The sequence below is a fragment of the Glacieibacterium sp. genome, from assembly GCF_965200405.1.
GTDB lineage: Bacteria > Pseudomonadota > Alphaproteobacteria > Sphingomonadales > Sphingomonadaceae > Glacieibacterium.
This window is the reverse complement of record NZ_OZ241356.1, coordinates 1,267,988-1,290,383: the sequence shown is the minus strand read 5'-3', so window position 1 is coordinate 1,290,383 and position 22,396 is coordinate 1,267,988. Positions and strand designations below refer to the sequence as shown.

Below are 22,396 nucleotides of genomic sequence, written 5' to 3'. Positions count from 1 at the left end.
TTTGAAGGGCTGAGAACAACCATGTCGACCCCCAGGAATCAATCGGTCATCAAGGCCTTCCGGATGCTCAAGCTGTTCGTCGGACCCGACGAATGGCTGACCAGCTCGGAGCTCAGCCGGCGCGCCGGCCTGCCCGAGGCCTCGGGCTACCGCCTGATGCAGACCCTGGAGGAAGTCGGCGCCGTGGTGCGCGGCCCGCGCGGACGCTACCGCCCCGGCATGCTGCTGCTGTCGCTGTCCCGCGACGTCGACATCGGCAACCTGCTGCACGAGGCCTCGCAGGGCATGATCGTCCAGCTGGCGCGCCAGCTCGACGTGACGCTGCACATCGGGCTGCTCGACGACGGCATGGTCACCTATGTCTCCAAGGTCGGCACCCCGACCTCGTTCCACACCTTCACCCGCCTCGGCGCCCAGCTCGAGGCCTATTGCTCGGGGCTCGGCAAGGTCCTGCTCGCCGCCCTGCCCCAGGAGGAACTCGACCGCTTCCTGCTCAGCGGCCCGCTGATCCCGCTGACCCCCTATACGATCACCGATCCCGAGGCGCTGCGCACCCATCTCGACGAGATCCGCCGCACCGGCTTTGCCCTCGACGACCGCGAGGTGCGCGAGGACATGTGCTGCATCGCCGTGCCGATCCGCGACGCCCAGGGCGCCATCGTCGCTGCCATCTCGGCGACCGACACCGTCGAGCGCATGACCCCCGAGCGCCTCGCCACGCTGCGCGCCGCCCTCGACACCGCCGCTGCCGGGATCAGCCGCAAGGTCTTCCCGGTCGAGCCGCTCGGCGACCCGATCGGCCTTGCCCCGCGCTCGCCGCTGCGCGAGACCTCGGCCACGCACGGCTCGGCATGACCGGCATGACCACAGCCGACCCCCGCTCGCCCGGCCACGATGTCGAGGCCATCGCCCGGCGCCTCGACCACGCCTGGACGGCGCGCACGCCGATCGCCCCGCTCAGCGACACCGACGCCATCGACGTCGCCACCGCCTATGACATCCAGACCGCCTGGGGCCGCCTGCGCCTGGCCCGCGGCGAGCGCATCGTCGGGCGCAAGATCGGCCTGACCAGCCCGGCCATCCAGGCCCAGCTCGGCGTCAGCGAACCCGACTATGGCGCGCTCTGGGCCGCCAGCCACTATGCCACCCGCGACGGCGTCGTCACCATCCCGGCCGCCGACTTCCTGCAGCCGCGCATCGAGGGCGAGATCGCCTTCCGCCTCAGCCGGCCGCTCCGCCAGCCCGGCGTCACCGCCGAACAGGTGATCGCTGCCACCGACGCCTGCGCGCTCGCCGTCGAGATCGTCGACAGCCGCATCGCCGACTGGAAGATCAAGCTCGTCGACACCATCGCCGACAACGCCTCCTACGGCGGCTTTGCCCACGGCCCCTGGGACGCCGCCATGCGCACCAGCGACCTCGCCGCCCTCGCCATGCAGATCCATCACAACGGCACCCTCGCCGCCGAGGGCCTGGGCAGCGCCGCACTCGGCAACCCCGCCCTGTCCACCGCCTGGCTCGCCAACAAACTCCTCGAGTTCGGCGTCAACCTCGAACCCGGCGACATCGTCATCTCCGGCGGCATCACCAGGATGCTCCCCGTCAAACCCGGCGATACCTTCCGGTTCACTCTCACCGGACAACCAGACCTCACCGTCAACTTCACCTGACGATACAGAACCGCCGAGCCGCGAAAAACGCAGACCCAGCGGAGGATGAAGCGAGCCTAGCTCAGGGTGCGCTTGAACAACGCCATCGTGCGTTGCCACGCCAGCGCCGCGGCGTCCTTGTCGAAGCGCGGCGTCGTGTTGTTGTTGAAGCCATGCTCGACGCCAGGATAGATCCACGCCTCATAGCGCTTGCCGGCCTGCTTCAGCGCCGCCTCATAGGCCGGCCACATCGCGTCGATCCGAGTATCGTTGCCGGCGAAGTGCAACAGCAGATCCGCCTTGATCGCCGGTACACCCTCCAGCGGCGGCGGCGATCCATAGAATGGCACGCCGGCACGCAGGGTCGGAATGCGGGTCGCCAGCATGTTGACGACGCCGCCACCGTAGCAGAAGCCGACGGCGCCCAGCTTGCCGTTCGCCTCGGGATGCGCCTGCGCATAGCCGGCGGCAGCGATGAAATCCTCGGTGATCTTCTTCTGGTCGAGCTTGCCGAACAGGTCGCGCGCCTTGTCCTCGTCACCGGGATAACCGCCTAGTGCCGTCAGCGCATCGGGTGCGACGGCGATGTAGCCGTCGACCGCCAGGCGCCGTGCAATATCCTCGATGTGCGGGTTCAAACCGCGATTCTCGTGGATCACCAGCACGATCGGCTTGCGCGCCTTGGCCGACGTGCCGCGCGGCTTGGCGACATACGCCTTGATCGAGCCGGAACCAGCCGGCGAAGGAATGTCGACCGATGCCGTCACGATGCGCTCGTCCGACGCCTGGATCGTCTGCGCCCGCACGAAGTCAGGACTGAGCGCCGCCAGGATGCCGGTCGCCGCAGCCACGGTCCCGACATGGCCGGCGCAGCGCTCGAGGAAGACGCGGCGACTAACGGCGCCGTGGACGTACTGATCGAACAAGGTAAGCACTTCACGCGAAAACGCGCTCGCTGTCGTCGGCTTCGGCTGTTCGGACATCCAATTGCTCCTGTTGCGACGCGCGATAATTGCACGGTAGCGGAAAATCTCAATCCGAAAGCAAAACGACAGCATTCGCGAGGGCTGCGTTGCTGCCGTCGCAATCAGAGAGCCTCCTCGAACGCATGGACGGTGGCCGGCGCCCCGATTTCGAACGGAATGGCAGCGAATCCGAAACGGCGGGCGAACTTGCTGCCGTCGACGACATAGGCTCGATCCCAGGTGAAGCCGTGCCCGCCATCACCTTGGCGCTACCGCTCTGCATCGTGATGCCTGAGGACCTGAAGACCAGCAGTCGCTACAGGACGGTCTTCGACGCCCTTGCCGATGGACTTGCGCTGACATCGGGCGTCTCAGCGCCGGCCACGCTCCTCTAGGCCTGGCGTGAGGGAGCCATCAGCGACTGGATGCGCCGGGCCGTTTCAGGCGAGGCGGGGTTGTAAACGATCATCCCCAGGTCAGGGCGGCCGTCGACCGAGAAGGCGGAGAACTCCAGTTCGAGCAGGCCGTGTTCCGGATGACGCAGGCACTTCATCCCGTCGGCATGTCCAGCAACGTCGTTGTTGCGCCATAGCATCGCGAATTCCGGGCTGAGCCTCGACAATTCGTCGACCAGTTGCGCGATCTCCGCACCGGCGCCGGCGCGAACGGCATCTGCCCGAAACGCCCCGACGACGTAGCGCGCGACGCTGAGCCAATCGGGCTGTGCCGCCTTGACGCTGGAGTTGGTGAACATGAGGCGGAGGATGTTGCGCTGCTCGCGGGGCAGCTTGCCATAGTCGGTGAGCAGCATTGCCGCTGCCGCATTCCAGGCGACGACGTCCCAGGTCGCGGTCTTGATGATCGCCGGGCTGATCGGCAGGGCATCCAGCACCCGCTGCAACCGCGGCGTGACCTCGTCGGAGCCGGTATAGCTGGCCGCCGGAGCGCGCCCGAGACCAAGGATGAACAGATGTTCGCGCTCGGGCTCGGTCAGCATCAGGCCCGTCGCGATGCGGTTCAACACGTCGGCAGAAGGCGCGCCGCCCCTGCCCTGCTCGAGCCAGGTGTACCAGGTCGGCGAGATGTTGGCGCGCTGGGCCACCTCCTCCCGACGCAGTCCCGGCGTGCGGCGACGGTCTCCGCTGAAGCCGAAGGCAGCTGCGTCCATGCGCGACCGTCGATCGCGCAGGAAGGCACCAAGCGGGCTGCCAGTGCTTCCGGTCATCGTCATCCTGTTGAAAGCTATACTAGGATAAAGTCACTACTTTAACAGGAGCATTGCTAGGCCGAAAAGCGTCTCCGAACAATCACGGAGACAATTAATGCGCGTATTTTTGACGGGCGCGACCGGTTTCATCGGCTCGCGCGTCGTGCCCGAGCTGCTGGCCGCCGGGCACCAGGTGCTGGGGCTGACACGATCCGACGCGGGTGCACGATCGCTGGCGGCGGCAGGTGCGGAGGCGCACCGCGGCACTCTCGAGGATCTCGACAGCCTGCGCGCCGGCGCGGAACAAGCCGATGCCGTGATCCACACGGCGTTCGATCACGACTTCGCCAACTTCGTGGCGAACTGCGAGAAGGACCGGCAGGTGATCACGGCGCTGGGATCGGTCCTGCAGGGCTCCAACCGGCCGTTCCTCGTCACCTCCGGTGTCGCGATCGGCGATCCCGGTGACGGCGGACCTGCGAGGGAAGACGTTTACGACGACCATCACCCAATTCCGCGCATCGCCTCCGAGCAGGCGGGCAACGCGCTGCTCGAGTCAGGCGTCGATGTCCGCATCGTCCGGCTTCCCCAGGTCCATGACCCGGTCAAGCAAGGGCTCATCTCGCCCTATATCGACGATGCACGTGCGAAAGGCTCGGTCGGCTATGTCGGAGATGGCAGCAACCGCTGGTCGGCGGCGCATGTGCTCGACGTCGCAAAGCTCTACGCCCTGGTCCTCGACCGCGGGTTGAAGGGTGCACGCTATCACGCGGTCGCCGAAGAGGGCGTCGCGCTCCGCGACATCGCCGAGACCGTCGCCGCCGGCGTCGGTTTGCCGCTGGTTTCGCTGTCCGAGGCGGAAGCGCCGGCCTTTTTCGGCTGGATGGCCGGCTTCGCCGGTCTGGACATGCGGGCTTCCAGCGCCTGGACGAGGGCACAGCTCGGCTGGACACCGACCGGGCCGGGGTTGATCGCCGACCTGAAAGCGATGGACTACACAGCGGCGGCGGCAGCAGCTGCGCAGGGACAGAGTCCGACCTTGGACTGCTGATCGCGAGTGCTTCGGGCCGATGTACGGTTATCGTGCTGCTTGGCGGCGGCAACTTGCGGTGAGTTTGCCCGAGCAGCCTCACGTTGACGACGGTGCCGGCTGCAGGAATCGAACCCGCGACCCCCTGATTACAAATCAGGTGCTCTACCATCTGAGCTAAGCCGGCGCTTGGAATGGCTTAACGCATCTGGGTTTGCCGCGTCGAGGAGAAAGGGTTGGCCATGACCGTACGCGGGTCGGCCAGGGTGCCGGCAAACACCACCAGCAGCAGGCCACCGACGAGGCCGAAGTTCTTGACGAACTGCCAGAAGTGTTCGCGGGCGACGCTGGCTGGATCGTCGCTCCAGAAATCCGGATAGGACCAGAACGGGTGGTAGAGGATGGCGGTAACGACGCAGAAGCCGGCGAGGATCACGGCGGCGGCGCGGTCCCAGACGCCGGATACGATGCAGAGCGGTGTCACAGCTTCGACGAGGATTGCGGCGATCAGCATGACCTTGGCGCCGGGCAATCCGCTGGAGCGGGTCTGGGCGAGGCAGGCGCGCCAGTGCCAGATCTTGTCGATGGCGCTGAAGGGGAACATGGCGACCAGACTCAGGCGCGGAAGCAGCCAGACGGCCCCGGATATGCTGATCATCGGCGAAATACTCCGCGTGATGAACCCGGGTCCGGCCTAGGTGTTCCTGCACGACAAGCGAGGGACCGCCGGTGTATTACGACGTCATCATCATCGGCTCGGGCGCGGGCGGCGGCACCATGGCGCTGTCGCTGGCGGCGACCGGCAAGCGCATCCTGTTGCTGGAACGCGGCGACTATCTGAAGCGCGAGCAGGACAATTGGGACCCCAAGGCGGTCTTCGTCGACGGCAAATACCAGGCAAGGACAACATGGTACGACCATGACGGCAAGGCCTTCCACCCCGGGCTGCATTACTGCGTCGGCGGCAACACCAAGGTCTATGGCGGCGCCCTGATCCGCCTCCGCCCCGAGGATTTCGGCGTCATCCAGCACGCCGACGGCACCTCTCCCGCCTGGCCAGTGGGCTATGACGAGTTCGAGCCCTATTACACCGCCGCTGAAAACCTGTTCCGCGTCCGCGGCCAGCGCGGCATCGACCCGACCGAGGGCTGGTCGAGCGCCCCCTACCCGTTCCCGCCGGTCCGCCATGAGCCGCGTATCCAGGCGCTGTGCGACGCGCTGGAGCGCAATGGCCACCACCCCTTCCCGCAGCCGCTGGCCATCCTGCTGGACGAGGACGACACCGGCCGCGTCGACCCACACAGCGCCTGCATCCGCTGTAGCGCCTATGATGGCTTCCCGTGCCTGACCAACGGCAAGGCCGACGCCCAGGTCATCTGCGTCGACCCGGCGCTGACGCACCCCAACGTCACCCTGCTGACCGGCGCCTATGTTGAGCGGCTGGAGACCGACGCCGCCGGGCGCAGCGTCACCGGCGTCCATGTCGTGCGCAACGGCGCGCCTGAAACGTACCGCGCCGACATCGTCGTTATTGCCTGCGGAGCGCTGTCCTCCGCCCTGCTGCTGCTCCGCTCGGCCAGCGACGCGCACCCGAACGGCCTCGCCAACGGCTCCGACCAGGTCGGGCGCAACTATATGCGCCACAACAATTCCGCCTTCATGGCGGTGTCGAAGGAGCCCAACGACACGACCTTCCAAAAGACCATGGCGCTCAACGACTTCTACTTCGGCGACAAGGACGCCGATTGGCAGTTTCCGCTCGGCGGCATCCAGATGCTCGGCAAGTCGCACGGCGATGTCGTCAAGGCCGAGGCGCTGCCCGAGTTCCTGTCATGGTTCCCCGACATGCCGTTCGACACGCTGGCCCGCCACGCGCTCGACTTCTGGGTGATGACCGAGGATTTGCCGCTGCCGGAGAACCGCATCACCGCCGATCGCGACGGCCGCGTCACCCTGAACGTCCGCCCGACCGGCGACGAGGCTCACAAGCGCTTGCGCCAGAAGTTAAAGGACATGTTGTCGAAGCTAGACGCGCATCAGCATCTGCTGGAGCGCTCGCTGTACCTCGGCAAGAACATCCCGATCGGCGGCACCTCGCACCAGGCGGGGACGCTGCGATTCGGCACCGACCCGGCGACCTCGGTGCTCGACACCGACTGCAAGGCGCATGAGCTCGACAATCTCTACGTCACCGATGCCGGGTTCTTCCCGTCGATCGGCGCGGTCAACCCGACGCTGACGATCATCGCCAACGCGCTGCGGGTCGCCGATCACCTCAAGGCGCGGCTGGGCGTTCCCGCGTGACGATCACCAGCAGCAACGCTCCCGCCGCCATCGCTGCACCAGCCACCGACACCCAGGGGTAGCCCAGCCCGAGCCCGATCACCGCGCCACCCAGCGCGGCGCCGATCGCATTGCCCAAGTTGAACGCCCCGATGTTGATCGACGAGGCGAGCGTCGGCGCATCGTGCGCGACCTGCATGACGCGCGTCTGCAGCCCCGGCACCAGCGCGAAGGTCGCGACACCCCAGGCGAACACCGTGGCGACCGCTGCGACGGGATGGTTCATCGTCCAGGCGAACAGCAGCAGCAGCCCGGTCAGCGCCACCAGCACGACGATCAGCGTCGGCGTCAGCGCCTTGTCGGCGAACTTGCCCCCCAGGTAATTGCCGACCGTCAGGCCGATGCCATAGACCACCAGCGCCAGCGTCACCACGGCGGGCGAGACATGGGTAACCTGCTGCAATATCGGCGCGATATAGGTGAACACGGTAAACATCGCCGCCGAGCCGAGCGCCGTCGTCGCCAGCGCCAGCAGCACGGCGGGGCGCTTCATCACGCCGATCTCGCTGTGGACGTCGATCGGTTCGGCAGGCGGCACCTTGGGCAGCGCGAACTGCAGCGCCAGCATGGCGACGACGCCGAGCCCCGCGATCCCGCCGAACGCCGCGCGCCAGCCGAGGTGCTGCCCGGCCCAGGTCGCCAGCGGCACGCCGCCGATGTTGGCGATGGTGAGGCCCATGAACATGCTGGCGACCGCGCCAGCGCGCTTGTCCGGCGCGACGACGCTGGCCGCGACGACCGAGCCGACGCCGAAGAACGCGCCGTGGCACAGGGAGGTGATGACCCGCGCGAACAACAGGATGCCGTAGCTTGGCGAGATCGCCGACAGGAGGTTGCCGATGGTGAAGATCGCCATCAGCATGAGCAGCAGCGTCTTGCGCGGCAGCCGCCCGGTGGTCAGCGTCAGCAGCGGCGCACCCGCGACGACGCCCAGCGCATAGCCGCTGACCAGCAGCCCAGCGGTCGGGATCGAGACCTTCAGATCGGCGGCGATCACCGGCAGCAGGCCCATCGGTGCGAATTCGGTTGTGCCGATGCCGAACGCCCCGGCGGCAAGCGCGATGAGCGGCAGGTTGAGCTTCATCGCGGCGGGACTTTCGCTATGTTGAATCGACCCACCCCAACCGGTAGCTCGCCCAGGGAGACGCTCGTGTCCAGCGTAAGTCGCATCGCCCGGATCGAATTGGTTACCGCCGACGTGGCGCAGGCCTGCTACTTCTACGTCCAGGCGCTGGGGTTCGAGCGGGTGGCGGGCGACGGCGGCCATGCGGTGCTGAGGCTTGGCGCGGAGGAGATCGCGCTGGTGCATGGACCGGGGGTCGCGGCCGCCTATCCGGAGCCGGCCGCCGCCAACGATCCGTGGTTCCAGCACTTCGCCATCGCCGTGTCGGACGCCAGCGCGGCGTTCGAGCGGCTGCTGGCGCATGGTGCGACGCCGATCTCGCGCGGCGGCCCGGTGGCGCTGCCGGCGAGCAGCGGCTCGGTGACCGCCTACAAGTTCCGCGATCCGGAGGGGCATCCGCTGGAGCTGTCACAATTTCCGGACGATCGCTGGACGCGGCGGCGGGAGGCGGGGGCGCTGTTCCTCGGGGTGGATCATACGGCGATCGCGGTGGCGGACCTGGAGGCGAGCGTTCGCTTTTATGAGGAATTGGGGCTGGAGGTGACGTTCCGCGGGCTCAACACCGGGCCGACGCAGGATGCGCTAGACGGGCTGGACGGGGTGAGTGTCGATATCGTCGTGCTGGAGGTGCGGGGGCGAGCGGGGCCGCATCTGGAGTTGCTGCACTACCGGTCGCCGGTGAGGGCGGCGGGGCGTGTGATCGGGTCAGCGGACGTCGCGGCGACGCGGATCGTGTTCGACGCGGACGTGGTGGAGAGCCTGAGCGACCCTGACGGACACCGGCTCGAGCTGCGCGTTCCGGCTGAAGGTCCGCCTTGATAATTGTCGGCTTTGGAGAGGGATAGGCTCCTCTACCCTCCCTGCGTCTTCGCGGGGAGGGCGAGAGACGTGCGTCTTCGCACGGCCCGGGGTGGGGTGTTCGTTCTTGTGAGGGAGGGAAGCAAGGCACCCCACCCCGGGCCGGCTTCGCCGTCTCTCGCCCTCCCCGCGAAGGCGCAGGGAGGGTAGCACCCGTTACTCGCCCGGAGCCTTCGCCTCGATCACCAGCGCATGGATCTTTTCCGGCGCCATCAGGTCGCCAAGCGCGGCGTACACCGCGCGCTGCCGCTCGACGCGCGACTGGCCCTCGAAACTCGCAGCCACCAGCTTCACCGTAAAGTGACTCTCGCCCGCACCGCTGTGCCCGGCGTGGCCCGAATGGTCGTCGCTGTCGTCGATCACCTCGACGCTCGACGGCGACAGGGCCGCGACCAGCCGCCGCTGAATTTCTTGTGCGCGTTCACCCATGCATCGACTCCCAACGTTGTCGTCATTGCCTATATGCAGTCGTCCAACCCGCAAAGCCGAGTCTTGTGTCCACCGATCACGTTCCGCCCAGTCGTACGCGCTTCCATGGCCGGGTCCAGAACCCCGACCAGAGCGTCTGCGCGCATCCGGGCTGCAAGGCGCCGGCGGAATTTCGCGCGCCGGCGTCGAACCGCGTCGCCGGGCATGTCGGCGGCTGGCAGTGGCTGTGCCTCGACCATGTCCGGGCGTTCAACTCGGGCTATAATTTCTTCGACGGGATGAGCCCCGACGCGATCAGCGAGGCGCAGTCACCCCTCGCCGGTTGGGCGCACGTCGTCCACGACGTCAATGGCTACCGCTTCAACGATCCGCTCAACGCCCTGCACGGCAAGTTCGGCGCCGCCGATGCGTTCCACGGGCGACGCTCGCATTCGGGCGCGGTGCTGGCGGAGTCCGAGGTCAAGTCGCTGAAAGTACTGGGTCTCGACGCTTCGGCGACGCTGGCGACCATCCGCCGGGCCTACAAGGCGCTGGTGCGGCAATTTCACCCCGACAGCAACGGCGGCGACCGTAGCCACGAGCGGAAGTTGCAGGACGTGGTGCAAGCCTATAACCACCTCAAAACCGTTCCCGCCTTCAAGAAGACCTGAGGAATTTCAACCTTGGCTACCGTCCTCAACGCCGATTCCGACACGCCCGACATGCACGATGGTGCTGCCGTCGCGATGGATGCGCCCGACCTGATGATCGACGCCCGGACCATGTTCGGCGTCGATGTCGACATGAAGGTGCCGGCGTTCAGCATCGCCGACGAGCGCGTGCCCGACCTCGACCCGAACTATGTCTTCGATCCCGACACGACGCTGGCGATCCTGGCGGGCTTTGCCTTCAACCGCCGCGTCATGGTCCAGGGCTTCCACGGCACCGGCAAGTCGACGCACATCGAGCAGGTCGCGGCGCGGCTGAAATGGCCGTGCGTCCGCATCAACCTCGACAGCCACATCAGCCGCATCGACCTGGTCGGCAAGGACGCCATCGTCCTGCGTGAGGGCAAGCAGGTTACAGAATTCCGCGAAGGCCTGCTGCCCTGGGCGCTACAGACGCCGACGGCGCTGGTTTTCGACGAGTACGATGCCGGGCGCCCGGACGTGATGTTCGTCATCCAGCGCGTGCTGGAAGTAGAGGGCAAGCTGACGCTGCTGGACCAGAACCGCGTCATCAAGCCGAACCCGTTCTTCCGGCTGTTCGCCACCGCCAACACAGTCGGCCTGGGCGACACCACTGGGCTGTATCACGGCACCCAGCAGATCAACCAGGGCCAGATGGACCGGTGGAACGTCGTGACGACGCTCAACTATCTGGCGGCTCCGGTCGAGACCAAGATCGTCGTCGCCAAGGCCCCGGCGTTCGACACGGACGCCGGGCGCAAGCAGGTCGCCAACATGGTCAAGGTCGCGGACATGACTCGGCAGGGCTTCATGGCGGGCGATATCTCGACGGTGATGAGCCCGCGCACGGTGCTGACCTGGGCGCAGAACGCGACGATCTTCGGCAACATCGGCTTCGCGTTCCGGCTGTCGTTCCTCAACAAGTGCGACGAGGCCGAACGCTCGATCGTGGCGGAATACTACCAGCGCGTCTTCGGCGAGGAGTTGCCGGAGAGCGTCGCGGTCAAGGGCAAGCGCTAGGGCCGACGCGGCGATGGCCCAGCCCGACAATCCGCTCGAGGACTTCCGGCTGGCGCTGGCGGCGACGTTGCGCGCGCTGGGCCATGAGCCGGGGTTCGAGCTGGCCTACACCGCAGACAAGCCGACCTGCTACGGCGACCAGGCGCGCGTGCCCCAGCCGGGCCGGGCGATGGGAGCGGATCAGGTGGCAGAGGTGCGCGGCTGGGCCGACGCCTTTGCACTGCGCAAGCGCCACCATGATGCCAAGCTACACGCTGCCGACCAGCCCGAGGCCGGAGTCGGCCGCGATATCTTCAACGCCGTCGAGCAGGCGCGGATCGAGGCGATCGGCTCGGCCGACATGGCGGGGGTGGCGCTCAACCTCGACCGCATGACCGAGGCGCGGATCAAGACCGATCCGATCGTCCGGGCGCGGACACCGGACGAGGTGCCGATGGCGACCGCGCTGGGCCTGGTGGTGCGCGAGCGGCTGACTGGCGTGAAGGCACCGCGGCTGGCCGAGGCGGCGATGGCGATGGTGCGCGCCGAGATTGAAGAGAAGGCGGGGAGCAACCTCGACACGCTGCTCGGCAACATCGACGACCAGGCGGCGTTCGGACTGGCGCTGCGCCGGGTGATCAACGACCTGGGGCTGGGCATCGACCCCGACGCCAAGCCCGAGAACGACGACGACGACAGCGACGGCGACGACCCCGACAACAGCGACGCCCCCGCCGAGGACGGCGACGAGCAGGACGACGCCGGCGCCTCCGCCGACCAGTCGGTCGAGACTCGCGCGGAACAGTCGGACGACTCCTCGGACGAGGGCGAGACGCAGGAAGTCGACATGGACTCCGACATGACGTCGGAGTCGGAGATGGGCGAGGAGGGCCGCGAGGGCATGACCCCGTGGCGGCCCAACACGCCGCTGTCGGACCTGCCGCCGGACTTCGACTACACCGCCTATTCGACCAAGTACGACGAGACGATCAGTGCCGACGAGCTGTGCGACCCGGAGGAGCTGACCCGGCTGCGCGGCTATCTGGACCAGCAGCTGGTGCATCTGCAGGGCGCGGTGACCAAGCTGGCCAACCGCCTGCAACGCCGCCTGATGGCACAGCAGAACCGCGCCTGGGACTTCGACCAGGAGGAGGGGATGCTCGACGCCGCGCGGCTCGGGCGGATCATCACCAACCCGATGCACGCGCTGAGCTACAAGGTCGAGCGGGAGACCAAGTTTCGCGACACGGTGGTGACCCTGCTGATCGACAACAGCGGCTCGATGCGCGGGCGGCCGATCTCGATTGCGGCGATCTGCGCCGACATCATGGCGCGGACGCTGGAGCGGTGCGCAGTCAAGACCGAGATCCTGGGCTTCACGACGCGGGCGTGGAAGGGCGGCCAGTCGCGCGAGGCGTGGCTGGCGGCGGGGCGTCCGGCGAAACCGGGACGGCTCAACGACCTGCGCCACATCGTCTACAAGGCGGCGGACGCGCCGTGGCGGCGGGCGCGCAAGAACCTCGGGCTGATGATGCGCGAGGGTCTGCTTAAGGAGAATATCGACGGCGAGGCGCTGCTATGGGCGCATGCCCGGCTACTGGCGCGGCCTGAGGACCGGCGCATCCTGATGGTGATTTCCGACGGCGCGCCGGTCGACGATTCGACGCTGTCGGTCAACACCGGCAATTATCTGGAGCGCCATTTGCGCCAGGTCATCGGCTGGATCGAGACGCGCTCGCCAGTCGAATTGTCCGCCATCGGCATCGGCCATGACGTGACGCGCTATTACAACCGCGCCGTGACGATCATGGACGCCGAGCAGCTCGGCGGCACGATCATCGAGCAGCTAGCGGCGCTATTCGAGGAAGACGGCCCGGGCAAGCGGCGCCGCTGAGGCCCGGCGCGGCAAATACCGCACCGGGCCATATCAACGACTAGCAGCGATGCTTGCTGCCGCGACCGAGCGCATTGCCGGCGACCGCGCCGACACCGGCACCGAGCAGCGATTCGCCAAGGTTGCCGCCCAGCAGCGCCGCACCGGCACCGCCGCCGAGCGCACCGATTACCGTGCCACGCTTGCCGGCGCGGCTACGCGAGTGCTTGCAGGCGGCATAGCTCTGATAATAACGGCGATCACGCGAGTTGTAATACTGACCGCGACGCTGGTTGTCGTAGCGATGATCCCGGGCAGCTGCCGGTGCTACCGTGGTGAAAGATGTCGCGGCAATGGCGGCGACCAGCAACGGGGTAAGGATACGCATGATCTGTTCCTGAAATATTGACTATGTTCGAGGCGTAATGAATGCCCCGACGACCATGATTGTTCCGGCTGCATGCACCCTTGCTGAACCGTTTCGGGATGTTCAGAGCCAGTTCACGGCCACATTGCGATAGCTACGCCATCGAGCCGGATCGACTCGGATGTAGAGTTTGTAAAGGATAGGTCATGAAAAGCTGGACTATCGCGCTGGTCGGCATCGCCGCAATCGCAGCCACGCCTGCGCTGGCGCAGCGCCACGGCGGCGGCGACGGATATCGCGGCGGCGGGAGCTACGCGCGGGGCGGTGGCGACTATGCCCGCGGCGGCAACTACGTGCGTGGCGGCGGGTATGATCGTGGTCGCTATGGCTACGGCCGGGGCAGCTATTACGGCGGTTATCGCTATGGCGGCTATCGCGGCGGGTACGGTGGCTATGGCTATCGTGGCCGGCCCTATTATGCCGGCTATTACCGGCCTTACTACAGTGGCATCTATGTCGCCCCGGCGTATATCGCCCCGGCCTATGGCTACGGCGGCTACGACCCCTATTACGACGGCGGCTATTACGGCGGTTATGCGGCCCCGGTCTACTATAACGGCGGCTATGGCGGTTACCGCGGCGGTTATGGGCGCGGCTATTATCGCGGCAGCGGCTGCGGTCGCGGTACCGTCCTTGGCGCTGTCGCCGGTGGTCTGATCGGCAACGCTTCCAGTGGTCGTTACAATCGTGGCGGCAACACGCTGCTTGGCGCGGGTGTCGGCGCCATTGCAGGTACGGCACTCGACCGTAACTGCTAAAGCCTGACCGACGGGGCGGCGGACCACCCGCCGCCCCGGTTCAGGCAGCCTGCAATACCTGCAGGAAAGCGTCGCCATAAGCCTCGAGCTTGCGCGCTCCTACTCCCGAGATCTGGCCGAGGGCCGCTAGCGAGCGCGGGCGCTCCGCCGCCATGGCGCGCAGCGTCGCGTCGTTGAAGACGATGTAAGGCGGCATCCCCGCCTCTGCCGCCAGTTCGCGCCGCACCCGGCGCAACTCCTCGAACAGCGACGCATCCTTGGCGGGCAACGACACCGCTGCAGCGGTGCTACGCGTCCGTCGCTCCTTGCGGGCGGGCTCGATGCGCAGGGATATCTCGGTTTCGCCCTTCAGTATCGGTCGCGCCGCCGGGCCCAGCCGTAGTCCACCATGCTCGGCATCGCGGACCAGGGCCTCGCTCGCCTCAAGCTGCCGCGCCAGTGCCCGCCAGCCGTTGGCGTCGAGCTCGCGTCCGATGCCGAACACCGACAGCGCCTCATGCCCGAACTTGCGAACCTTCTCGCTGGCGCCGCCGTGCAGCACCTCGACAAGATGACCTACACCGAAGCGCTGCCCCGTGCGGACGACCGCCGACAGCAGCTTGCGCGCCGCCTCGGTCGCGTCCTTGAGCGCCGGCGGCGACAGGCAGGTGTCGCAATTCCCGCACGGCGGCGGCGCCGGCTCGCCGAAATAGGTCAGCAACGGCACCCGGCGGCATTGCGCCGTTTCGCAAAACGCGATCAGCGCACTGAGCCGCGCCATGTCGGCCTTGACCCGCGTGTCGCCGGCGACGCTGCCATCAGACGGATTGATGAAGCCGCGCGCCCGGGCGATGTCGTCGGCGCCGTACAGCAGATGCGCCACCGCCGGGTCGCCATCGCGCCCGGCGCGCCCGGTCTCCTGGTAATAGGCCTCGATCGACTTGGGCAGCCCGATATGGGCGACGAAGCGCACGTCGGGCTTGTCGATGCCCATGCCGAAGGCGACGGTGGCGACCATCACCATGTCCTCGGCGCCGACGAAGGCGGCCTGGTTGCGCGCCCGCTCGCGCCCGTCGAGGCCGGCGTGATAGGCCAGCGCATTGATGCCGTGGCCGCGCAACAGCTCGGCGGTCTTGTCCGTCTTGTCGCGAGTCGGTGCGTAGACGATCCCCGACTTGCCGCGCTGGGTGTCGAGGAACGCCAGCAGTTGCCGTCCGGCGCTGGTCTTGGCGGCGACCTCGTAGCGGATGTTCGGGCGGTCGAAGCCCGCGACGTACATGCGGTCGGCGGCGATGCCGAGCTGGTCGAGGATGTCGAGCCGCGTCACCTGGTCGGCGGTGGCGGTCAGCGCGATGCGCGGCACGCCGGGAAGCAGGTCGCACAGGCTGCGCAGCTGCCGGTATTCGGGGCGGAAGTCATGGCCCCACTGGCTGACGCAATGCGCTTCGTCGATCGCCACCAGCGCGATCTCGACGCGTGATACCAGCTGGCGAAAGCTCGGCATCGCGGCGCGCTCGGGAGCGACGTAGAGCAGGTCGAGCTCGCCGTCGCGCAACGCCCGGATGGTCTCTTCGCCGTCCTCCGACTGACTATTGAGCGCCGCGGCGCGGACGCCGTACGCCTTCAAGGCGCGAACCTGGTCGGTCATCAGCGCAATCAACGGTGAGATCACCAGCGCGCAGCCGGGGCGGACCAGCGCCGGCACCTGGTAGCACAGCGACTTGCCGGCACCGGTCGGCATGATCGCCAGCACGTCGCGCCCATCGCAGACGTCGTGGACGACCGCCTCCTGCTGCCCCCGGAAGGCCGGGAAGCCGAAAACCTCGTGAAGTACCTGTTCGGGGGATCGCATGTGACGGCGGAGATAGCCCCTGTCACACTGCGCCGCTAGGGAAAGGGCGATGCGAACCCGATTTATCCTGTGCCTGGCGTTGATTGCCGCCGCACCCCTGGCCGTCCGCGATGTCCAGCCGCTGCCGCTGACATCCATTGCGGTGCCGCTCAATCCCGACGACCTGGCGCAATCGACGGTAGGCGATCTGCGCTATCTAGGCGGGCTGGTGCTGCGGTCGACGACGCGCTCGTTCGGCGGCCTGTCGGGCCTGCGTGCGGGGCCGGGCGGGCGCTTGCTGGCGATCAGCGACAACGGCAATTGGGTCAGCTTCGTCACCGTCGAGCGCGACGGCAGGCTGGTCGCGGTCCGGGACGGAATTATCGCGCCGTTGCTCGACGCGAGCGACCGCAAGGCGAAGTCGAAGAGCGCGGGAGACGCGGAGTCGCTCGACTGGAACCCGCAGACCGGGGAGGCGCTGGTCAGCTTCGAGCAGGACCACCGCATCCAGCGCTACCTGGGCATCGACCCGGCGCGACCGGGAACGCTGCGCGCCATGCCGGCCGAGGTAATTCGCAATCCGGCGACTGCTGGCTGGCCGGCGAACGGCGGCGGCGAGGCGCTGGCAGTGCTCGGCGACGGTTCGCGAGTGCTGTTCGAGGAAGAGGGCGAGGCTGCGAACGGCCTGTCGCCGGTGCTGCTGGTCAAGGACGGCGTGACGCGACAGCTGCTGTACCGCCGGCCGCCGGGATACAAGCCGACCGACGCCATCGAGATCGCACCGGGCGAGTTGCTGGTGCTCAACCGGCATTACACGGTGTTCGATGGCGTATCGGCTATCCTCGCGCGGGTGAAGGTCGCCGACATCATGGAGCCGCGCGAGGTCGCCCGGCTCGCCTCGCCGTTGACCGTCGACAACATGGAGGGGCTCGCGGTGCGGAAGGAAGGCGGCCGGACCTTCGTCTACATGGTGTCCGACGATAATTTCAACGCGGTGCAGCAGACGCTGCTGCTCAAGTTCGAGCTAGTCGCCACATCTCGCGGAACCACGGGCCGTCCGCGACCCTGAACTCGCCGGTGACTTCGAAGCCGAGCGCCCGGTACAGGCTGACGTTCGATTCGACCGCCGCTTCCAGCGCGCACGGCATTCCGGCGGCGTCGGCGCGGGCGAGGCCGGCACGGATCGCGGCGCCACCGCGGCCGGTGCCTTGCAGCGCGGGATCGCAGCCGACGAACTCCAGGTACCAGTGCGGCTCCGTCGGATGGTGGCGTTCGAGCAGGGCCTGCAGCCTGAGCGTGCGCGGCAGGGCGGTGCCGAAGGTGGTGATCAGCGGCACGGCGAAGCGTAGCATGGTGCGGATCGGCGTCCGCCACGCGCCGGGCGCGCGCCAGACCGCCACCGCCCCCCCGTCGTCGACCAGCGTGGTCAGCGCCGGGTCGGGCTCGCTGCGAACGATTAGGTCGAAGAAGCGCCGCAGCTTCGTCGGGCGCGTGGCCGGATCGGGAAAGACGTAGCTAAGCGCCGGATCGTTGGCGAAGGCCAGCGCCAGGGTCCGCACGATGGCGGCTCGATCGGCCAAGGTCGCAGGGCGGGTCGGATGCATCACCCCGTGTAGCACTACCCCCTACCCGCCGGGGAGGGGCGAGAGACGGCGACGCCGGCCCGGGGGTGGGTCTTGCTTCGAGCTAACCCTAAACGGCAAACCGGCCGGGAATGACCCCGGCCGGCTGGCAGTCTCATCGAAGAATCGACGCTTTACGCGGCGGGCGCAGCTTCCGTGGCGGTCGCTTCGGCGGCGATGGCCACTTTCTTTTTGATTTCGCGCTTGAGCTTGGCGGCACGCTCGCTGAGCTTAAGGGCGTTGGTCTTGATCAACCAGTTGTCGAGGCCGCCGACGTGCTCGACCGAACGCAGGCCGTTCATCGAAACGCGCAACCGCACCGAGCGACCGAGGATGTCGGACATCAGCGTGACGTTCTGAAGATTCGGCAGGAACACCCGCTTGGTCTTATTATTGGCGTGGGAAACATTGTTTCCAACCTGGCGACCCTTGGCGGTCAGCTCGCAAACGCGCGACATCGTCGAAGTCCTTGGTTCGTTATAGTGTGCCGGAAAGGAGTGGCGCATACAGGCGGGTGTCCGGCGCGTCAAGCTGGACCGGCCCCGGTGGAACATGTTGCAAGTGCATGTCGAAGGCAAAAGGCCCTTCCGCACAACGAAATGCCTCGCTAGACCATTCGATATGGTCGCCTTCCTCCAGGCGCCACGAGGAAGCGCGACGATGCCCTATTTTGCCATCCACTGCATCGACAAGCCCGATTCGGGGGACCTTCGCGCGGCGACACGCGCCGCCCACCTGCCGCACCTTGCGGCGCTGGGCGACGCATTGCTGGTCGCCGGACCGCTGCTCAAGGATGATGGCCGGGCGATGGGCACACTGATGATCGCCGAGTTCGAGGACCGCGACGCCGCGATCGCCTTTGCCGCCGCCGATCCGTATCACCTTGCCGGGCTATTCGCGTCGCGCTCGATCACCGCGTGGCACAAGGTCTTCCCCGCCGCCTAGCGGATCTCCAGGCGGTCGCCGGCCGACAGGCGCGGCAGCAGCCAGCGCATCGCGTTACGGTCGATGGCGATACAACCCTCGGTCGGACGGCGATCGGGCTGGGTCAGGTGCAGGAAAATCGCGCTGCCAAGCCCTGCGACAGGCGGGTCGTCGTTGTAGCCGAGCGTGACGATCGCGTCATAGACCTGGTCCTCACGCCAAAGCTGCTCGGCGGAGTAGCGATGCGGATGGGTGACCGGGCGATTATAGGCGGGATCCTGCGCGCCGTCGGACCAGCCGTCGCCGGGCCGCAGCCAGCGCCAAGGCAGGCTGGGCGGGCGAAACTCTCGATCGGGACGCAGCAGCACGCCGCGTACCGGCCAAGCGCCCTTCGGGGTCGCACCGTCGCCCTCGCGCTTGTCGCTCGCCGCCACTGCACCGCCACGCCCGATGACACAGGGGATGACCTTACCGAACGCGGTCAGCGTCCGCGCGCCGGTGTCGACGATCACAGCAGATGTCCCGAGCGGACGCGCTTGGTGTCGAGGTAATGCGCGTTGTGCGGGTTTGCCGGCATCGCGTGCGGCACCCGTTCGGTCACCGCGACGCCGTTCGCGACGAGCGCCGCGACCTTGTCGGGATTGTTGGTCATCAACCGCACCGCGCCAACACCAAGGAGCCGTAGCATCGCCGCGGCGAGTTCGAAGTCCCGCTCGTCGGCATCGAAACCCAGTCGCAGATTCGCATCGACTGTGTCGAAGCCCTGGTCCTGCAGCGCATAGGCGCGCAACTTGTTGATCAGCCCGATACCGCGCCCTTCCTGCTGCAGATACAGCAGGATACCGCCCCCCGCCGCAGCGATGCCGGCAATTGCACCGCGGAGTTGCGGGCCGCAATCGCATTTGAGGCTGCCCAGCACGTCGCCGGTCAGGCACGCAGAATGCAGCCGCGTCAGGACCGGCTGGCCCAACACCGGGTCGCCGATCAGCAGCGCCAGATGCTCGGGGCCGCCCTCGGCCGGGCGAAACGCGACCACCTGCGTGTCCTCCAGTGCCTCGACCGGCAGCTTGGCGCGCGCCACGATGCGGAGGGTGTCGGCGCGAACATAGTCGGTCACAGCGCTCGCCGCGACACGCAGGCGGCTGTCCGCGGCACCGGTCGCTACTGCAAACACCGCTGGCAGCAGTCCGCCCAGCTTGGCCAGTCGCACCGCCGCGTTTGCCGCCGCCGCTAGCGGTCCGGGATCGACGCTGCGGAACGGCCCCTTGAACGGGGTCGCGAGATCGAGCACCGGGTCGGCGGCAGCAACGCTCAGCGCCAGGTCCATCCAGCCGGCGCGCTCGACCCAAACGGCATCGCTGCTCGCCGCGGCACGCTGATTGACGATGTTGAGCAGCGCCGCGCGCGGGTGCGCGAGCAGCAGGCCCGCCCGGCCCTCGGCTTCAAGTTCCGCCAGCGTCGCCTCGTCGGCCAGCTCGACCGCCAGCACCGCCAGTGCACCGCCCGGCGAGTCGAGCACGACGATCGCACCGCGCCTCAGCTCATCGATCGCCCGCGCTACGTCCCGGCCGTTGCTGGACGTAGCGGCAACGCCGGTGCTCACAGCGTAAACCGGGCAATCTGCGGGACATGGTCGGACGGCTTGCCCCAGTTGCGAGCATCCTCGACAACCTCGAAGCCAGTCGCCTGCGCTCCCAGGGCCGGCGAGGCCCAGACATGGTCGAGCCGCCGCCCACGGTCAGAAGCCGCCCAGTCGGCCGCGCGGTAGCTCCACCAGGTAAACAACCGCTCCGGTGCCGGGATGAAGCGCCGCCCCAGGTCGACCCAGTCATGGCTGGCGGCCAGCCCGTTCAGCCGATCGACTTCGATCGGCGTATGGCTGACCACCCCGAGCAGCGCCTTGTGGCTCCACACGTCGCACTCCAGAGGCGCCACGTTGAAGTCCCCGACGATCAGCGTGTCGTCGCGCAGGCTCTCCGACCAGCGCGTCATGCGGTCGAGGAACGCCAACTTCTGCCCGAATTTTGGATTTACCAGCGCGTCGGGAATGTCGCCGCCTGCCGGGACATAGACATTCTCCAGCAGCACGCCGTTGGCCAGCCGCGCACCAATGTGGCGCGCCTCGCCATTGTCCTGCCAGTCGTGGCGCCGTTCCTCAGTCATCGGAATGCGCGACAGGATGGCGACGCCGTGGTGCATCTTCTGCCCGTTGATCAGCCGGTAGCGATAGCCCATCGCCTCGAACATGGTGTGCGGGAACTCCGGGTCCATGACCTTGGTTTCCTGAAGGCACAGCACGTCCGGCGCATGATCCATCAGGAAGCGCTCGACGATGTCGATGCGAAAACGCACCGAGTTGATGTTCCAGCTGGCGACGGAAAAGGACGACATGACCCCGATGTAAGGAGCCGAGGGCGTTCCGTCATTCACCAAAAGCACTTGACCCCAGAACGCAAATGGCCCCTGCTCCGGGGGCATGGAGCAGGGGCCGGTTTGCGCTCGTCACGCAGCGGCTAACGACGATGCACCGGGCAACAGGGGGCAAATCCCGGCGCGGTCGTTGTCCGCATCCCGTAAGTAGGACCCGCCACCTTTCCCTTCAATGAACGGTTAGGAACCCCTATCGCAAGTCTTGGTTATTCACCGATGATTTACCCCGCTCTGCCGGGAGTTCGCACACGCGGGTCGCGAAACTTGAAGTTTTCTCCGCCGACCGCGACGTTCGACCGCACATTAGTCAGGATGACTTCCGTCCGCATGTTCTGGGCGTCGAGTGAGGTCCAGCCGGTCAGCGCCAGGCCACCGGGCTGTTTCAGGAAGGTCATGGTGATCGCGCCATATTCGGGATGTTTGCTGTCGCGCGCCTCGATCCGCAGGGCGCCCGGCGTTTCCCCGACGACCTTCGCGACCCGCGACAAGTCCTTGTCCGGATCCAGCAACACGCCGAGCGGGGTGCTCTTCACCGGCCACTGCGATACCTGGGCCACGTCATAGTCGATCATCGACAGCCGGCTGCCATCCGAGACGATCAGAAGCTTCTTGTTTTCGTAGTCAAAGCGGATTTTGCCAGGCCGAGCAATGATCATGCGACCGCGCGCGACCCGCCCGTCCGGCGCGGTCTGAGTGAAGTCGGCGGTCATCGTCGAGGTCGCGCGCAGGGTCGCGGCGACGTCGCTCAGGCCCGCGGCACCGGCGGTCATCGGCAGCGCGGCAAAGAGTATGGCTAGGCGTTTGAACATGGTCGTTCCCGTGGTGCAGGCGCTGAATATAGGGGCGAAGCCGTGAATACGCTCTGAACCTGAACGAGACCAAGCGGCGACCTCTAAGGGCGTGCTTCGATTGCGCCGGTGCGGCATAATCCCTAGATGCTGGAGTGCAGCGCGACGCTTGCGCGAAAGGCCTTTGCAGTATGACTCCCACGCTGGCGGTATTTGCCGGGTTCTTCGTCTACCTGCTCGAAATCCTGAAATGGACGGTGATCATTCAGGCGATCCTGAGCTGGCTGGTGGCGTTCAACGTCATCAACCTGCACAATCAATTCGTGCGCTCCGTGGTGCACACGCTGGAGCGACTGCTGGAGCCGATCTACCGTCCGATCCGGCGCATCCTGCCCGATGTCGGTGGCATCGACCTGTCGCCGATGGTGGTGATCCTGGCGATCATCCTCGTGCAGAATCTGATCCGCGCCAACCTGCCGGTCTATTACTGACG

Annotated in this window: 26 protein-coding genes and 1 tRNA gene; 13 read left to right on the top strand and 14 right to left on the bottom strand. The window is 67.1% G+C overall.

Going from position 1 to position 22,396, the window contains the following annotated elements:
• Positions 1-21: 21 nt before the first annotated feature.
• Together ACOFKW_RS05895 and ACOFKW_RS05890 are read left to right on the top strand one after the other, a co-directional pair.
• Complete coding sequence (locus ACOFKW_RS05895) at positions 22-855, top strand: IclR family transcriptional regulator (protein ID WP_419815317.1); 834 nt, start codon at positions 22-24, stop codon at positions 853-855.
• Positions 856-860: 5 nt separating this feature from the next.
• Positions 861-1,670, top strand: a complete 810-nt coding sequence (locus tag ACOFKW_RS05890) for a 2-keto-4-pentenoate hydratase (protein WP_419816413.1) — start codon at positions 861-863, stop codon at positions 1,668-1,670.
• Between the two features lie 56 nt (positions 1,671-1,726).
• On the opposite strand, the gene ACOFKW_RS05885 is transcribed toward ACOFKW_RS05890, so the two are convergent.
• Entirely contained in the window at positions 1,727-2,632 is a 906-nt protein-coding gene (locus ACOFKW_RS05885; protein WP_419816412.1) for a dienelactone hydrolase family protein, read from the bottom strand.
• 89 nt (positions 2,633-2,721) lie between these two features.
• Between ACOFKW_RS05885 and ACOFKW_RS05880 the strand changes: the two genes are divergently transcribed.
• Entirely contained in the window at positions 2,722-3,009 is a 288-nt protein-coding gene (locus ACOFKW_RS05880; protein ID WP_419816411.1) for a hypothetical protein, read from the top strand.
• On the opposite strand, the gene ACOFKW_RS05875 is transcribed toward ACOFKW_RS05880, so the two are convergent.
• Complete coding sequence (locus ACOFKW_RS05875; RefSeq protein ID WP_419816410.1) at positions 3,006-3,839, bottom strand: helix-turn-helix transcriptional regulator; 834 nt, start codon at positions 3,837-3,839, stop codon at positions 3,006-3,008. The genes ACOFKW_RS05880 and ACOFKW_RS05875 overlap by 4 nt on opposite strands.
• A 97-nt stretch (positions 3,840-3,936) precedes the next feature.
• On the opposite strand from ACOFKW_RS05875, the gene ACOFKW_RS05870 reads away from it, so the two are divergent.
• On the top strand, positions 3,937-4,872 hold the full coding sequence (locus ACOFKW_RS05870; RefSeq protein WP_419816409.1) for an SDR family oxidoreductase: 936 nt from the start codon (positions 3,937-3,939) through the stop codon (positions 4,870-4,872).
• A 93-nt stretch (positions 4,873-4,965) separates the two neighbouring features.
• Here ACOFKW_RS05870 and ACOFKW_RS05865 read toward each other — a convergent pair.
• Both ACOFKW_RS05865 and ACOFKW_RS05860 read right to left on the bottom strand, forming a co-directional pair.
• Positions 4,966-5,038 (bottom strand) — tRNA-Thr (locus tag ACOFKW_RS05865).
• 12 nt (positions 5,039-5,050) lie between these two features.
• Positions 5,051-5,509 (bottom strand): DoxX family protein, encoded by a 459-nt coding sequence (locus ACOFKW_RS05860; RefSeq protein ID WP_419816408.1) that lies wholly within the window; start codon positions 5,507-5,509, stop codon positions 5,051-5,053.
• Between the two features lie 71 nt (positions 5,510-5,580).
• On the opposite strand from ACOFKW_RS05860, the gene ACOFKW_RS05855 reads away from it, so the two are divergent.
• The gene (locus ACOFKW_RS05855) at positions 5,581-7,155 is read left to right on the top strand and encodes a GMC oxidoreductase (protein ID WP_419816407.1); all 1,575 of its coding nucleotides are present in this window, start codon (positions 5,581-5,583) and stop codon (positions 7,153-7,155) included.
• Here ACOFKW_RS05855 and ACOFKW_RS05850 read toward each other — a convergent pair.
• Positions 7,127-8,278 carry an MFS transporter gene (locus ACOFKW_RS05850; protein ID WP_419816406.1) on the bottom strand — a complete coding sequence of 384 codons (1,152 nt, stop codon included), beginning with the start codon at positions 8,276-8,278 and terminating at the stop codon, positions 7,127-7,129. The genes ACOFKW_RS05855 and ACOFKW_RS05850 overlap by 29 nt on opposite strands.
• A 66-nt stretch (positions 8,279-8,344) precedes the next feature.
• Between ACOFKW_RS05850 and ACOFKW_RS05845 the strand changes: the two genes are divergently transcribed.
• Positions 8,345-9,136: a VOC family protein gene (locus ACOFKW_RS05845; RefSeq protein WP_419816405.1), complete on the top strand. Its 792-nt coding sequence runs from the start codon at positions 8,345-8,347 to the stop codon at positions 9,134-9,136.
• Between the two features lie 195 nt (positions 9,137-9,331).
• Here ACOFKW_RS05845 and ACOFKW_RS05840 read toward each other — a convergent pair whose 3' ends face one another.
• Positions 9,332-9,604 carry a BolA family protein gene (locus ACOFKW_RS05840; RefSeq protein ID WP_419816404.1) on the bottom strand — a complete coding sequence of 91 codons (273 nt, stop codon included), beginning with the start codon at positions 9,602-9,604 and terminating at the stop codon, positions 9,332-9,334.
• A gap of 65 nt (positions 9,605-9,669) precedes the next feature.
• Between ACOFKW_RS05840 and ACOFKW_RS05835 the strand changes: the two genes are divergently transcribed.
• Genes ACOFKW_RS05835 through cobT form a run of 3 tightly spaced genes read left to right on the top strand, consistent with a single transcriptional unit; the run spans position 9,670 to position 13,165 of the window.
• The gene (locus ACOFKW_RS05835) at positions 9,670-10,254 is read left to right on the top strand and encodes a J domain-containing protein (protein ID WP_419816403.1); all 585 of its coding nucleotides are present in this window, start codon (positions 9,670-9,672) and stop codon (positions 10,252-10,254) included.
• 51 nt (positions 10,255-10,305) lie between these two features.
• A complete protein-coding gene (gene cobS, locus ACOFKW_RS05830) occupies positions 10,306-11,292 on the top strand; it encodes a cobaltochelatase subunit CobS (protein ID WP_419816879.1) in 987 nt (328 codons plus the stop codon).
• Positions 11,293-11,305: 13 nt separating this feature from the next.
• A complete protein-coding gene (gene cobT / locus ACOFKW_RS05825; protein ID WP_419816402.1) occupies positions 11,306-13,165 on the top strand; it encodes a cobaltochelatase subunit CobT in 1,860 nt (619 codons plus the stop codon).
• A 40-nt stretch (positions 13,166-13,205) separates the two neighbouring features.
• On the opposite strand, the gene ACOFKW_RS05820 is transcribed toward cobT, so the two are convergent.
• Positions 13,206-13,532, bottom strand: coding sequence for a hypothetical protein (locus ACOFKW_RS05820; RefSeq protein ID WP_419816401.1), 327 nt, complete (start codon positions 13,530-13,532; stop codon positions 13,206-13,208).
• 185 nt (positions 13,533-13,717) lie between these two features.
• Here ACOFKW_RS05820 and ACOFKW_RS05815 point away from each other — a divergent pair, with 185 nt between their 5' ends.
• Positions 13,718-14,329 carry a glycine zipper 2TM domain-containing protein gene (locus ACOFKW_RS05815; protein WP_419816400.1) on the top strand — a complete coding sequence of 204 codons (612 nt, stop codon included), beginning with the start codon at positions 13,718-13,720 and terminating at the stop codon, positions 14,327-14,329.
• A 40-nt stretch (positions 14,330-14,369) separates the two neighbouring features.
• On the opposite strand, the gene recQ is transcribed toward ACOFKW_RS05815, so the two are convergent.
• Complete coding sequence (gene recQ / locus ACOFKW_RS05810; protein ID WP_419816399.1) at positions 14,370-16,160, bottom strand: DNA helicase RecQ; 1,791 nt, start codon at positions 16,158-16,160, stop codon at positions 14,370-14,372.
• Positions 16,161-16,209: 49 nt separating this feature from the next.
• Here recQ and ACOFKW_RS05805 point away from each other — a divergent pair, with 49 nt between their 5' ends.
• Complete coding sequence (locus ACOFKW_RS05805; RefSeq protein ID WP_419816398.1) at positions 16,210-17,208, top strand: esterase-like activity of phytase family protein; 999 nt, start codon at positions 16,210-16,212, stop codon at positions 17,206-17,208.
• Here the strand turns inward: ACOFKW_RS05805 and ACOFKW_RS05800 are convergent.
• Complete coding sequence (locus ACOFKW_RS05800; RefSeq protein WP_419816397.1) at positions 17,153-17,743, bottom strand: GNAT family N-acetyltransferase; 591 nt, start codon at positions 17,741-17,743, stop codon at positions 17,153-17,155. The two genes, ACOFKW_RS05805 and ACOFKW_RS05800, sit on opposite strands and share 56 nt — an antisense overlap.
• Before the next feature lie 152 nt (positions 17,744-17,895).
• A complete protein-coding gene (rpmB, locus tag ACOFKW_RS05795) occupies positions 17,896-18,219 on the bottom strand; it encodes a 50S ribosomal protein L28 (RefSeq protein WP_419816878.1) in 324 nt (107 codons plus the stop codon).
• A 163-nt stretch (positions 18,220-18,382) separates the two neighbouring features.
• On the opposite strand from rpmB, the gene ACOFKW_RS05790 reads away from it, so the two are divergent.
• Positions 18,383-18,706, top strand: a complete 324-nt coding sequence (locus tag ACOFKW_RS05790; RefSeq protein WP_419816396.1) for a YciI family protein — start codon at positions 18,383-18,385, stop codon at positions 18,704-18,706.
• Here ACOFKW_RS05790 and ACOFKW_RS05785 read toward each other — a convergent pair.
• The 4 genes from ACOFKW_RS05785 to ACOFKW_RS05770 all read right to left on the bottom strand — a co-directional run bounded on the left by ACOFKW_RS05785 (position 18,703) and on the right by ACOFKW_RS05770 (position 21,924).
• Positions 18,703-19,197: a L,D-transpeptidase family protein gene (locus tag ACOFKW_RS05785; protein ID WP_419816395.1), complete on the bottom strand. Its 495-nt coding sequence runs from the start codon at positions 19,195-19,197 to the stop codon at positions 18,703-18,705. The two genes, ACOFKW_RS05790 and ACOFKW_RS05785, sit on opposite strands and share 4 nt — an antisense overlap.
• On the bottom strand, positions 19,194-20,288 hold the full coding sequence (gene ribA / locus ACOFKW_RS05780) for a GTP cyclohydrolase II (protein ID WP_419816394.1): 1,095 nt from the start codon (positions 20,286-20,288) through the stop codon (positions 19,194-19,196). Before ribA ends, ACOFKW_RS05785 begins: the two co-directional genes overlap by 4 nt.
• Positions 20,285-21,076 carry an exodeoxyribonuclease III gene (locus tag ACOFKW_RS05775; protein WP_419816393.1) on the bottom strand — a complete coding sequence of 264 codons (792 nt, stop codon included), beginning with the start codon at positions 21,074-21,076 and terminating at the stop codon, positions 20,285-20,287. Before ACOFKW_RS05775 ends, ribA begins: the two co-directional genes overlap by 4 nt.
• A gap of 260 nt (positions 21,077-21,336) precedes the next feature.
• Positions 21,337-21,924, bottom strand: coding sequence for a LolA family protein (locus ACOFKW_RS05770; protein ID WP_419816392.1), 588 nt, complete (start codon positions 21,922-21,924; stop codon positions 21,337-21,339).
• A 170-nt stretch (positions 21,925-22,094) separates the two neighbouring features.
• Here ACOFKW_RS05770 and ACOFKW_RS05765 point away from each other — a divergent pair, with 170 nt between their 5' ends.
• Positions 22,095-22,394, top strand: coding sequence for a YggT family protein (locus tag ACOFKW_RS05765; protein WP_419816391.1), 300 nt, complete (start codon positions 22,095-22,097; stop codon positions 22,392-22,394).
• Positions 22,395-22,396: the final 2 nt, after the last annotated feature.